This window comes from Clostridium sp. UBA3061, from assembly GCF_002367465.1.
Classification (GTDB): domain Bacteria; phylum Bacillota; class Clostridia; order Clostridiales; family Clostridiaceae; genus Clostridium_J; species Clostridium_J sulfidigenes.
In genome coordinates, this window is the sequence record NZ_DFCF01000006.1 from 51,995 (window position 1) to 64,591 (window position 12,597).

Sequence of the window (12,597 nt, forward strand, 5' to 3'; positions counted from 1 at the left end):
TTTTTGGTTTCTTAATTCCCTTAATAAGCACTCCATTTAAGACTCCTCACTAAATAATATTATTATTTTGCTTTTTTATCATTTCTTCAAGCTTATTCATCCGTAAATTAATCTCCTGAAAATGTTGTAACATTCTTTCTTCATGCTTTTTTATCTTTTCGGGAATGTAAACTGTAATATTATAAATTACCCATAATATTAATATAATTAAAATGTATTCCAATGCTTTGCCTCCTACATAATATCTAACTTGTAAATAGCAATTCTTTTATTGCATCTATAATTGCATCTGGTTGAGTTTCATTTATACAGTGATTACTATTTTTAACTACTCTTACATCACTCTTACTTGATAACTCTTTTAACCCACTAGAGAGTTCTTGTGATAATCTTTCAATTCTTTCTGCTTCTATTTTAGGTATTCCTTCTTCAATCATTTCATTTATAGAATAAACTGGGTCTTCAATTAGTACTATTAATGGACAATCTGGAAAATTACCATATTTACTCATATACTTTACATTACTTCTCAAGTCTTTTATTTCAGAGAGTTGATTTATATATATTTCTGGTCTTACATGAAACTCCATAAGTTCCCTTTTCATATTAATTGGTAATTTAAAATCTACTTCTGATAATTTAGGTTTCACCTCTTCTATTAATTGTTCTTTACTATACTTAGAATATGTTGTCCATAACTTTATGTAAACTTCATCTGAGGTACTTTCATCCGATATTGGAGTTTCTAACTTATCATATCCATCCTCTCTATTCATTGAAGCAGATTCAACAAGTACTACACTATCAACTTTCTCAGGATACATTCTTGCAAAGTGTTGAACACACAATCCGCCATAAGAGTGTCCTACCAATATAACTTTTTCTTTAATATTTAAGTTATCTAATAATATATTTAAATCCTTTGCAGTTGTCACTGTATTACTACCTTCACTATTAAGCCCACTATTTCCAACACCAGCTCTATGAATTGCAATGACTTTTGTATATAAAGATATATTATCTATAATATTTATCCATTCATAAAAACTTCCACCCATTCCTGGCATAATTACTACTGTTTTCTTACTATTTCCTTTAATTAAATATTCTAACTTTCTTCCCTCGATATCCATTAACTTAATCATAATCTAAACTCCTTAGACTAATTATTTTTGTATATTTTTACAATATATAATTATTATACCTTATTATTAACTATATCCCTATAACTTTTACACATTTTTACTCTTTTAAATCTTAAAAAGATTAATTATAATAAATCTAATTTACTTTTTATAAATCATACACTTTAAAATGAATAATGCTATAATTTATTTATTAATGATAATATTGTATTGGAGGGAATTTTAAAATGAAAGTCTTATTAATAAACGGTAGTCCTAATGAAAAAGGATGTACTTATACTGCTTTATGTGAAATAGCAATGGAACTAGAAAAAGAAAATATACAATCAGAAATATTCCATGTGGGCAAGGCTCCTATTAGAGGCTGTATGGGATGCGGTCACTGCTATAAAAGTGGTAGTGAAAGATGCGTTTTCAATGATGATACTGTTAATATTGCTTTAGAAAAAGCTAAGGATGTTGATGGATTTATCTTTGGTTCTCCAGTTCACTATGCTGGTGCTTCTGGTATGATTACATCATTTTTGGATAGATTTTTCTATGCAGGTAGTGGATTTGAATATAAACCTGGGGCTGCTATTGTAAGTTGTCGTAGAGGTGGTTCCTCTGCTACCTTTGACCAATTAAATAAATACTTTACTATATCAAACATGCCAATAGTTTCTTCACAATATTGGAATATGGTTCATGGCAATACTCCAGAAGAGGTAAAACAAGACCTTGAAGGTATGCAAACAATGAGAACTCTTGGTAAAAATATGGCTTGGCTATTAAAATCTATAGAGACTGGTAAAAAAGCCGGAATATCCTTACCTAAAAAGGAAGAAAAATTAAGAACCAACTTTATAAGATAAAATGAAAACAAAAGTGCTTTTCAAAATATCTTACTAATTTCATGTAAGATGTCTTGCCAAGCACTTTCAATTTATTTATATAAAGTTCACTTTACTCTTCATATCCTTTTGGATTTTGGCTTTGCCATCTCCAAGAGTCTTCACACATTTCTTTTATGCCCTTTTCAGCTGTCCAGCCTAACTCTTCATTAGCCTTTCTTGGTTCTGAATAACAGGTCGCAATATCACCAGGTCTTCTTGCAGTAATTTTATAAGGAATTTCTCTTCCACTAGCCTCTGAAAATGCCTTAACTATATCAAGAACACTATATCCATTTCCTGTTCCTAAATTATAAGTTACAAGACCTGAATTAGTTTTTAATTTTTCTAATGCTTTTAAGTGACCTTTAGCTAAATCTACTACGTGAATGTAATCTCTAACTCCTGTACCATCTGGTGTGTCATAATCATCCCCAAATACACTAAGCTCCTTAAGCTCACCTATAGCAACCTTTGTAATAAAAGGCATTAAATTATTTGGAATACCACATGGATCTTCTCCAATAGTTCCACTTTCATGGGCCCCTACTGGATTAAAGTAACGAAGTAATGCTATATTCCATGAATTATCAGAGCTATATAAATCTCTTAAAATTTCTTCTAACATTAGCTTTGTTCTTCCATATGGATTTGTAGCAGATAGTGGTGCTTCCTCTGTAATTGGAATAATTTTTGCATCTCCATAAACAGTAGCTGATGAGCTAAATACAAAATTTTTAACTCCATATTTTCTCATTAATTCTAAAAGTACAAAAGTGCTAGTTAAGTTATTGTGGTAGTACTCTAGGGGCTTAGCCACAGATTCTCCCACAGCCTTAAAGCCTGCAAAATGAATTACTGAATCTATAGTATTTTCACTAAAAACCTTGTCCATATCTTCCTTGTTTAAAACATCATATTTATAGAATTTAGGCTCTTTTCCTGTAATCGCCTTAATTCTACCCTTTACTAACTCTTTACTATTACTTAAGTTATCTACAATAACAACTTCATACCCCTCTTTTAATAGCTCAACAGTAGTATGACTACCGATATAGCCCATTCCTCCAGTTACTAAAACTGCCATGTAATACACTCCATTCTCACTTTATTTATGTCAAATTTTAATTTATATCATAGCACTCACCTATATTGACAATACTCAGATAAATATCTTCTTATACAATTATATCTCAAATTGTAAAATTATTAAAGAAAAAAGAGCTATTAGTTCAGCTCTTTATTTAAAACCCTTAAGAATTCCTTAATAGTATCTTTATCTACACTATAAAAAATTTTATTATCTACCTTTTCCATATATACTAATTTAGCTATAATTAAAGCATTCATGTGATAAGAAACAGTAGCTGTAGTAAGAGAAAGAGCCGCTGCAATTTCTTGCCCAAACATAGATTTTTTCTTAAGCATCTTTATAATATTAAATTTACTTTTATCGCTTAGACACTTTAATCTATCAATTAGGATTTTTTCCTCATTATCATTTCCTACAGAAGCACTCAAAAGTTCATAAAACTTCCATCCAAAGTACATATATTCTCTTCTTTTATTATTAAAAACAGGGCTTATGGTTGATAAAAATGATACTGAATTAAATCTAATTATACTTGGAAAGATATAAATATCATCTTCCCACTGATCAAAGATTTTAATACCTGTGGAATCAGAGATAAATTTAGGGTTTTCTTTAATTAACTCTCTAAGATCATATATAAATTTTTCTACTTCTTTTTCCATAACCTTAAAAGCTTCCTTAAATACATCTATAGAATTTATAATCATATCAATAAGTTCGCTTAAATACTCCTTTGGATTTTGAGAAATAACCGTAAGCCACCACTTAGATTCACTGTCTAAAGTACATCTTTCTATAAGATAAGGCATAAATTCTTTTTCTGCATCTAAGCTAGATAAATCATCCTTATCCGGAAAATCATCTCTAAGATAATCATCTTGACATAGAATTTCCTTCATAGCAAGTTCCTTTAGTTCCATGGAATCTAAATTGCGAATTCTACTACGTCCCTCAATTAGTTCCTTCTCGGTTATGTTGTTAACAAAAATACTAGCTATACAATGTGTTTTTTCATGAACTTCACTAATATCATTAAAGAATATCTTAAGTCTATCCATAGGTATCTTATTTCTAGTCTTAAATTTTTCGATAAATTTAAAAAAGCTTTTTAAATCCTTATTCATATATTTATCTATATCTTCGCCATACTTTTTAAAACTGTCCTTCAGCTTGTTAACTATTATTTCTTCATTAACTATAAAATAAAGAGTATTTTTCACTTCCTCAATTAAATTAATGTTATTCTCTACTATATATTTCATATGAAACTCCTTCTCTCGTCCTTCAGATGAGTAAGTTCCAATAACTAAATCAAATATTTAGATTGTCACTTAAATTTCCTGCATGCTTTTATTATAACGTTGACATAGGAATAATACCACCATACCTATTCCGAATATTAAGAATAGTTGAGCTGTGCTTAAGAATACACAAAGACTCCCTACTACTAACGATCCTACTGGTGTAGCTGCCATGCATAATGAATTAAGTATTCCTGCTGCTCTTCCCAAATATTGTTGTTCTGTTTTTTGCATAAAAGTTATATTTACTATCATCATAAATATACTAGCAGATGCACCAAATAAAAAGCCTACTAAAATGATAGTTCCATAAAGGACTAAATCAACACCTATCATAGGTACAAATGCTAGAGATAAATATGCAGTTCCTAGGATTACCCCCGATATTATAAATAAATTAATTCCTTTAAATTTTTCTGCTATTTTAGGATATATAGCACCACCAATAAGCATCCCTGCAGTTAAGCTAAAGCTAATCATAGCAACTACTTCAGGCCCCTTTAACAACTCTTCATTTACATATGCAACTCCTAAAGTGTTAAAAGGTATCATAAATAAATTAATTAATGCGGCAAATATGGTTATTGACATCAAAATTTTACTAGTCTTTAAATAGATAAATCCATCCTTTAAATCTCCCAAGTACCCCTTCATATTTAGCTGTTGTTTCTTTAAAATCTCTTCTTTATATCTGACCATAGCCATAAATATCCCGCAGAGAAAAAAACTAACTGCATTAACAATCATTCCGCCACCAATACCAATAACTGCAATGATTCCAGCTGCCACAGCAAGTCCTACTAGCTCTACAATTCTAGATAAAGTAGATTGTACAGCTCTTGCATATGCAAACTTTTCTTTTTCAATAATTAATGGATAAGCTGCTATTGCGGCTGGTCCTTCAAAGGACTCAAAGGTAGAATTTATAAAAGTAAATATAAATAAATGATATGGCTTAAGTATGCCAAATATAAACATTAATGCTGTGATAGTTACTACAGTGGCTCTTCCTAAATTACAAAGGACAACCACATTTTTTTTCTTTTTATAGTCTACAAACACACCAGCAATAGGTTGAAATAATATTGTTGGAATAGCATTAACTCCAAAAATTAAAGCCATTAACGCAGTACTGCCTGTAATTTCATATACCATCCATCCATAGGCAATGGTGTCAATAGAATCCCCAAATCTTGAAATAAGATTACCAATGATAAATAAGCAAAAATTTTTATCCATAAGTATGTCTTTATATCCTATTTTTTTCTTTTCTACAGCTAAATCCATAACTATACCACCCTTACATAATTTATATATTATTAAATTTTCTTCCTATTATTAGTTTATGATTATATTAGATAATTGTCAATGCCAATTAGATATATATCTAACATAAATTAAAAATAAAAAGGTCAAGAAGTATTTATTCAACATCACCCTTTATTAAGGTGTTTTGCTACTTCTCAACCCTTTATTTCTTAATTGTTTTTTTCTTCATTGTTATCTAAACATTTTAAAAATAGCTCTACTAGTTCTGGATCAAATTGGGTACCTGCACATCTCTTTAATTCTTTAATAGCCTCTTCTTTATTCATAGCCTTTCTATATACCCTATCATGAGTCATAACATCATAGGCATCAGCAATAGCAATAATTCTTGCCATAAGCGGTATTTCTTCTCCTGCAATGCCTAAAGGATATCCACTACCATCCCATTTTTCATGATGAGTTAAAACACATTTTGCCACATTCATTATTTCACTAGAAGCATTGATTATTCTAAATCCCTTTTCTGCATGAGTTTTCATCACTTCAAATTCATTTGTTGTAAGTGGACCTGGTTTTAAAAGTATATCTTCCTCAATGGCAATTTTTCCAATATCATGAAGTCTAGCTATTATCATTAATTCATCCATTTGTGAGCTCTTAAATCCATATCTCTTTCCTATTTCCAACGCATAGGATTCTACCCTTTCAGTATGCTCTTCTGTTTCCATATTCTTAGCTTCCAAACTCTTTTTTAATGAGTTCATCATGGAGCTTCTAACACTATTATGTTCTAAGAGTTTTTGCCTATATACCCTCTCTTCTACTTCTTTAATACACTTATCAATGTCTTCTTCTACAGAATGCTTAACCACTTCACCAAGAGCAATACTAAGTTCAATGTAATTATGTTTATACTTCCTACATTCACTTTTTATTTTTTCAACACTTCTCTCACAGCCGCTTTCATCACAGTTTGGCAGAAGTATCATAAATTCATCTCCACCCCATCTAAAAACAAAGCCTTTATCACTACAAGCTTTATTAAGAACACTAGATATACTTTTTAGTAGCCTATCGCCTTCTAGATGTCCTAATGAATCATTAACTAGCTTTAATCCATTTACATCACCCATAATTATTCCTAAAGGAAGGTGTTCCTCATTATTTAATTCACATATCTTTTCTTCAAAATAAGTTCTGTTATATATTCCTGTTAGAGCATCATTATAACTCAAATATCTAAGCCTATCCTCTAATTTTTTTTGGCTAGTAATATTTCTAGCCAGCCCAACAATTCCCAAAACCTCACCTTTTTTATTTATGACAGGAGCCTTAAAACTTTCTTCTATAATTCTATTTCCATTTTCATCTAAGGTAACCCCTTGAATATATTTTGCTTCTTTACTCTCCATTATTTCTTTATCTACTTTAATAAAATTTTCTGCAATTTCCTTATCTGGATAAACTTCTAAGTCATTTTTCCCAATTACATTATCTACTCCAAATTGCTTATAATAGTCATTAAAATTTTTATTGCAACCAATATATCTTGAATCTTTATCTTTATAAAAAATAGCCTCTGGTATTGAGTCTATTATAGTCCTAAGAATACTTTTTTGATTTTGAAGCTCTATTTCTCTTCTTTTTTCTTCTTCAATATTTACAATAATCCCACCCATAGCATTAGTATTACCGCTATCATCAGTGATTGGAAATACATAACACTCTTCTGCTATTTCTACAGTAGTTTCATCATAAGAATACAATTGTAATTTATCTAAACATTCTCTTACTCTTTTATTATATATACTTGCTACTTTCTTCGGAAAGATTTCTTCATAGGTCTTACCTTTTACTTCTTCTAGCTTTAAATTATAACTTTTTTCACAGGCTTTATTAATAAAAATAATCTTTTTATCTATATCTGCAATCCATGCAGCCCATGGCATATTCTGTAAATACAATTCAGCTAACCCCATACTTATCCCCCATATTTATTCCCAATAATTCATCATCACCTTATTCTACCACTTTTCTTCCTATAATATCTACATTTTCTTGTCATACTATGTATTTTTATTCATCCCATATTTATCTAATCTCAGATCTATACACTATTTAATATAAATCTATATAAACTTATAATATATACTCATATTAAATTATCTTATATTATTTAATATGAGTATATCAGCCAAGAGGACAAAGGAAATTATTTCCAAGTTATTTGGTCCTATTAGAAGCTTATTAATTTCTATATCGCCCTCTAATTATCTTTTTCCTTTTCTTCGTAATTCCTTTTGTAATTTAATCTGAAATCTAGGATCATTAGCAATGTAGTAACTTAAAATATCACTTATAGTTTCTCCATCTAACCCTTCAATTCCACCTCTTTTATCTACTTCATCTTCTATAATATCTAAAATATATTCTTCTAGAATTTCTCTTGTTAACTCCTCTCTCTCTCTTATTTCTTCTTCCAGTTCCTCTCTTTTCTCTTTTTCCTCATCAGCTTTTAATCTTTCTTCTATTGATATATATTTATTATTTCTTTTCTTTTGCTTTTTCCTCTTTTTCTTAATTTTACACAAAAAACACCTCATATTAATCCTCTCTCTTTAAAACTCTTTCATTATAAACTTTACCTACTAATCCTTTCTAGTTAATATCTTCCCTAAGAACTCTATTTATATAGTAAACTCCATATCTTTGTTATACTCTGTTCTAGCAATCAAATATCTTTTTAATATTTTAGAAGTGTATACTCTAAAATTTAAGGAGGGTTCTATTTTTATAGAATAACCTTCACTAGTTATAGCTAATCTAAGCTCTTCTATGGTATAACATGGATTATCTAGTTTAGTATATATCCCACCCAATTGTAATGGAGTGTGACTATCACTACCTGTAATTACATTAACTCCTATTTTACTAGATAATTCATATAACTCTCTTCTTACCTCTTTTTCACCTTTTTTGAATATATCTTTAGCATTTAAATCTATAGCATCTAATCTCTTTAGTAGTTCTTCAGGATGATTACATAACTTATGTCCTCTTCTAAAAGGATGTGCTCCTATTTTTAAACATCCATACTCATCAGCTAAATCTAATAACTCTTTAAATTCCACTAAGTTTTCTCTATTCATATAAGGTTCTAGCCTTTCATGAATCTCTAATATAGCCTCTCTCCTTCCTACTAAAACAACATGTCCCTTATCCTTTATGCTCACTTCCATAGCAGGAAAAACAGAAACTCCTTTAACTAAATACCTATGATCTTTGTATTCATAGTTTTCTTTAAGATATTTATATATTTCTTTAAAATTTATAGCATTAAAATGTTCACACATAATTATTCCATTTAATTTATTTTGCTTTGCATATTCAATTTCCTCATTAAAAAATCTCTCATTAAAATCTTTTCTTTTACTCAACAATCCATGGACATGAAAATCTATGTTCATATTAACTTCTCCTCTTAAAATTACTGATAAAATCTAGAATCTAAACTGTAAACTCTCTCTTCTTATCATTATATAGAAATAACACCAGTAAGTTCCCCATATCTGAGTTGCTTCTCATCCATTACACATAAATAAAAGACTGACCCAAAATAATTTTGAGACAGTCTTTGTGCAAAACTAAAATCCGATTTTTTCTTTTCTAAGTCTTTGTATGGCTCTTTTTTCTGTAATTACTGCTACAACTTGACTTTTTAAATTCTTATTTTCTGAGTATTTTCCATGGAAGGATAAGAAATTGAAATTTCCAATAAGAGCAAGATTTTCATCACAAATCAACACCCTTTCACAGGTATCACCCTTCTTTATTTCAAAAAGTTTACCATAGTTATTAAAATCATCTTTAATGATATCTGCTATTCTTTCTGATCCTCTTTCCATTTCTTCCATATTCAAATCCTTATTGGAACCTAAGCCATAAACTATTCTAACCTTAACCTCTCTGTTTAATGCCTCTTTCAAAAGACTATATACTTTTTCCTTATACATTACATGATTATTTATCCAAGGAGTAACTATGTCTATTTCGCTTTTAGCTGCAATTAAAGCTTCTTTGAAAATATCAATGATTTCATCATCCTTTATAGTTTTATAATCAGCTACCCCTAGTCGAGATAAGCTATTCACTATTTCTATAGTACAATCTACATTTTTCTGAACTGAAGTCATATAACTCTCTTCTAATTCTTCTATATTCTTTTTAATATTTTCACTTATTTTTTCATAATTTCCTTTTTTCTTTAGTTCTTCAAATTCATCAGTAATGTTATCCACCATTTGATTAATTTGTCTCTCACTTTGTCTTATACAAACATCCATAACATTATTAGTATGACTCTTTAAGCTTTTTTCAAAGCCATCTAGATTTATGTTACTACTATTTTTAATTTCTCCCTTCATAGACTTGAACTGCTTGTCTATATTCATTCCTATTTGCATCTTTAATGAAGTGCTCTGTCTAGTTAAAATTTGTTCTACTTCTTTAGTATAAATATTCATACTTTCATTTAAAAGCTCATTTATTTCTTTATTAATTCCCCTATAATCTTTTTCACTATTATCACTAACATAATTTTTTATTTTAGTTTCTATAATTTCTATGAGCTCCTCATTATTCTGTGAAAATTTGTTTCTTGCCTCTTTTATTACATCTTCATAAGTATTATTAACAGTTTCTCCCATTTCATTGACTATCTGTTTCTCCACAAATCTTTTTTTCCCTTTCATAGTGGTTGCTAAAACATCAGACATACTATTATTAACTCTATCATTTGCATATTCTATAACATCTCTTTTTACTTTACTTATCTGATTATTAACTTTTTCCCTTATATCATCTTTAATGTCAAAAGTTTTTTCATCAACTGTAACCACTGCTTCTACTTGTTCTTCATGACTCTTCTTTTTTTTCTTTAAATTATACCCCTCAAGCAACTTTGAAAATAGAAATACACATAATGTAGCTAAAGCTATTACTAGTAAAATAGTAATTACTAAAGTTATTGTGCTTTCTCCTAAACTTTTAAACATCATTTTTCCCCCACAATCCTATTTGCATTTAAATTTACTGTAAACACCCCTAAAACAAATAATATATACATTCATAATTAATATACTATATATTATAATATTCTACCAATATATATAAATCTTTATAGTTAAAAGAAAATATGATGAAAACTTTCAAATAAGTATGCTATAATCTATGTTATCCTATTTAAATCTTATGAAAAGGAGTAATAAAATGGCAACTATAACCTTTAATAATATTGTTAAAAAATATGATGAAACCAATATTGCTGTTGAAAACTTTAACTTAGAAATAAGAGATAAGGAATTTATTGTTTTAGTAGGACCATCAGGATGTGGAAAATCTACAACTTTAAGAATGATTGCAGGTCTTGAAAGTATTACAGAGGGTGAAATATTCATTGGTGATAAATTAGTAAACAATGTAGCTCCTAGGGATAGAGATATTGCCATGGTATTTCAAAGTTACGCTCTATATCCCCATATGACTGTATATAAAAATATGGCTTTTGGACTTGAAATGAAAAAGGTACCAAAGGATGAAATTCATAAAAAGATCACTGAAGTTGCTAAAACTCTAGACATTGAAGAACTATTATATCGTAAACCTAAGCAGCTGTCAGGGGGGCAATGTCAACGTGTTGCACTAGGACGTGCTATTGTTCGTAATCCATCAGTGTTTCTACTTGATGAACCTCTATCAAATTTAGATGCAAAGCTTAGAACTCAGATGAGAACTGAGATAATCAAGCTACATAAAACTTTAGGTACAACCTTTCTATATGTAACCCATGATCAGACAGAAGCAATGACCATGGCAGATAGGATTGTACTAATGAAAGATGGCCTTATTCAACAGGTAGATACCCCTATGAATCTATATAATAATCCTTGTAACTTATTTGTAGCAGAATTCATGGGATCTCCTAAAATGAATACCCTAGAAGTTACTCTTATAAACAACTCTAACAATTTTTATGCTAAACTTAATTGCATTACAATTAAATTACCTAATACAGATAAAATTAAGTCTTTATTTAACAACTACGCAAATAAATCTATTATCTTAGGCTTTAGACCTGAAGATATATATGTTGAGAATAACACCATTAAAGATAGTCTAAGCAATATTATTTCAACTAAAGTTGATATTACTGAACTAATGGGATCAGAATCATACTTATATCTAGATTGTAACGGTAACAAGTTAATAGCAAAAGTTCCATCTTCTACAGATATAAAATCAGAACAAATAAATATAGCAATTGATACTAGCAAACTTCATTTTTTTGATAAAGATACAGAAGAAAGAATAAATATCTAATATTATTAAATTTTAAAAGCACCTTCTTAAAGATTATTAGGAAGGTGCTTAATTATTAACCTTTACTTGTTTATCTAATTTATTATCTCTATATTATCTATGCTTTCAATACGGATAATATTAGTTTTAGTAACATTCTTTTTATCTTTATAGGTTATCTTAACCCACTCATCATCTACATCAAGAACTTCACATTCCATTTCGCTTTTGCCTGTAAATACTACAGCTCCATCACAATCAATAATACATTTCACACCAATTAGATCCTTTAACAACTTTGACAAGGCCTCTTCCCCCTTAATCTTTCTTTTTAAATTCTTTAATTCACCTTCTAATTTTTTTATTTTTGATGAATATCCCATCTGAGATAGGACTAGTACAAATGCAATTAACCCAAAATACTCCAAGGAATTAATCCCCTTTCTATAACTTAAAACTTTACTAAGTTGTCCATATCCTCTCATAGATATGAAACTATATAAATATTAACATATGAACCTAGTTATATAGTCATATATAAACCTATATAACTATATAAC

Annotated in this window: 12 protein-coding genes; 2 read left to right on the forward strand and 10 right to left on the reverse strand. The window is 29.1% G+C overall.

The annotated features are described in order from the left end of the window. Positions 1 to 49 precede the first annotated feature (49 nt). Both B2P65_RS04785 and B2P65_RS04790 read right to left on the reverse strand, forming a co-directional pair. A complete protein-coding gene (locus B2P65_RS04785; protein WP_346877883.1) occupies positions 50 to 223 on the reverse strand; it encodes a hypothetical protein in 174 nt (57 codons plus the stop codon). Between the two features lie 22 nt (positions 224 to 245). Further along, positions 246 to 1,145 carry an alpha/beta hydrolase gene (locus B2P65_RS04790; protein WP_346877884.1) on the reverse strand — a complete coding sequence of 300 codons (900 nt, stop codon included), beginning with the start codon at positions 1,143 to 1,145 and terminating at the stop codon, positions 246 to 248. A 227-nt stretch (positions 1,146 to 1,372) separates the two neighbouring features. Here B2P65_RS04790 and B2P65_RS04795 point away from each other — a divergent pair, with 227 nt between their 5' ends. After that, the gene (locus B2P65_RS04795; RefSeq protein ID WP_346877885.1) at positions 1,373 to 1,999 is read left to right on the forward strand and encodes a flavodoxin family protein; all 627 of its coding nucleotides are present in this window, start codon (positions 1,373 to 1,375) and stop codon (positions 1,997 to 1,999) included. Between the two features lie 91 nt (positions 2,000 to 2,090). On the opposite strand, the gene galE is transcribed toward B2P65_RS04795, so the two are convergent. The 7 genes from galE to B2P65_RS04830 all read right to left on the reverse strand — a co-directional run bounded on the left by galE (position 2,091) and on the right by B2P65_RS04830 (position 10,734). Next, positions 2,091 to 3,104, reverse strand: coding sequence for a UDP-glucose 4-epimerase GalE (gene galE, locus B2P65_RS04800; RefSeq protein WP_346848881.1), 1,014 nt, complete (start codon positions 3,102 to 3,104; stop codon positions 2,091 to 2,093). A 140-nt stretch (positions 3,105 to 3,244) separates the two neighbouring features. Beyond that, positions 3,245 to 4,372 carry an ArsR/SmtB family transcription factor gene (locus B2P65_RS04805; RefSeq protein WP_346879695.1) on the reverse strand — a complete coding sequence of 376 codons (1,128 nt, stop codon included), beginning with the start codon at positions 4,370 to 4,372 and terminating at the stop codon, positions 3,245 to 3,247. A gap of 69 nt (positions 4,373 to 4,441) precedes the next feature. After that, complete coding sequence (locus B2P65_RS04810; protein ID WP_346848879.1) at positions 4,442 to 5,698, reverse strand: MFS transporter; 1,257 nt, start codon at positions 5,696 to 5,698, stop codon at positions 4,442 to 4,444. A 191-nt stretch (positions 5,699 to 5,889) separates the two neighbouring features. Further along, positions 5,890 to 7,659, reverse strand: coding sequence for a sensor domain-containing diguanylate cyclase/phosphohydrolase (locus tag B2P65_RS04815; protein WP_346848878.1), 1,770 nt, complete (start codon positions 7,657 to 7,659; stop codon positions 5,890 to 5,892). A 291-nt stretch (positions 7,660 to 7,950) separates the two neighbouring features. Then, positions 7,951 to 8,283, reverse strand: coding sequence for a hypothetical protein (locus tag B2P65_RS04820; protein ID WP_346848877.1), 333 nt, complete (start codon positions 8,281 to 8,283; stop codon positions 7,951 to 7,953). 84 nt (positions 8,284 to 8,367) lie between these two features. After that, on the reverse strand, positions 8,368 to 9,147 hold the full coding sequence (locus tag B2P65_RS04825; RefSeq protein WP_346848876.1) for a PHP-associated domain-containing protein: 780 nt from the start codon (positions 9,145 to 9,147) through the stop codon (positions 8,368 to 8,370). Positions 9,148 to 9,324: 177 nt separating this feature from the next. Then, positions 9,325 to 10,734, reverse strand: coding sequence for a hypothetical protein (locus tag B2P65_RS04830; protein ID WP_346849299.1), 1,410 nt, complete (start codon positions 10,732 to 10,734; stop codon positions 9,325 to 9,327). A gap of 214 nt (positions 10,735 to 10,948) precedes the next feature. Here B2P65_RS04830 and B2P65_RS04835 point away from each other — a divergent pair, with 214 nt between their 5' ends. Beyond that, on the forward strand, positions 10,949 to 12,058 hold the full coding sequence (locus B2P65_RS04835; RefSeq protein WP_346849300.1) for an ABC transporter ATP-binding protein: 1,110 nt from the start codon (positions 10,949 to 10,951) through the stop codon (positions 12,056 to 12,058). A 74-nt stretch (positions 12,059 to 12,132) separates the two neighbouring features. Here the strand turns inward: B2P65_RS04835 and B2P65_RS04840 are convergent, their stop codons facing one another. Further along, positions 12,133 to 12,465: a hypothetical protein gene (locus tag B2P65_RS04840; protein ID WP_346877887.1), complete on the reverse strand. Its 333-nt coding sequence runs from the start codon at positions 12,463 to 12,465 to the stop codon at positions 12,133 to 12,135. Between the last annotated feature and the right edge of the window lie 132 nt (positions 12,466 to 12,597).

Bases quoted from the DNA above. Each gene is read 5' to 3' on its own strand.
- B2P65_RS04790 (WP_346877884.1), bottom strand. From the start codon at position 1,145: ATGATTAAGTTAATGGATATCGAGGGAAGAAAGTTAGAATATTTAATT.
- B2P65_RS04820 (WP_346848877.1), bottom strand. From the start codon at position 8,283: ATGAGGTGTTTTTTGTGTAAAATTAAGAAAAAGAGGAAAAAGCAAAAG.
- B2P65_RS04795 (WP_346877885.1), top strand. From the start codon at position 1,373: ATGAAAGTCTTATTAATAAACGGTAGTCCTAATGAAAAAGGATGTACT.
- B2P65_RS04810 (WP_346848879.1), bottom strand. From the start codon at position 5,698: ATGGATTTAGCTGTAGAAAAGAAAAAAATAGGATATAAAGACATACTT.
- B2P65_RS04835 (WP_346849300.1), top strand. From the start codon at position 10,949: ATGGCAACTATAACCTTTAATAATATTGTTAAAAAATATGATGAAACC.
- B2P65_RS04805 (WP_346879695.1), bottom strand. From the start codon at position 4,372: ATGAAATATATAGTAGAGAATAACATTAATTTAATTGAGGAAGTGAAA.
- B2P65_RS04825 (WP_346848876.1), bottom strand. From the start codon at position 9,147: ATGAACATAGATTTTCATGTCCATGGATTGTTGAGTAAAAGAAAAGAT.
- galE (WP_346848881.1), bottom strand. From the start codon at position 3,104: ATGGCAGTTTTAGTAACTGGAGGAATGGGCTATATCGGTAGTCATACT.
- B2P65_RS04830 (WP_346849299.1), bottom strand. From the start codon at position 10,734: ATGTTTAAAAGTTTAGGAGAAAGCACAATAACTTTAGTAATTACTATT.
- B2P65_RS04815 (WP_346848878.1), bottom strand. From the start codon at position 7,659: ATGGGGTTAGCTGAATTGTATTTACAGAATATGCCATGGGCTGCATGG.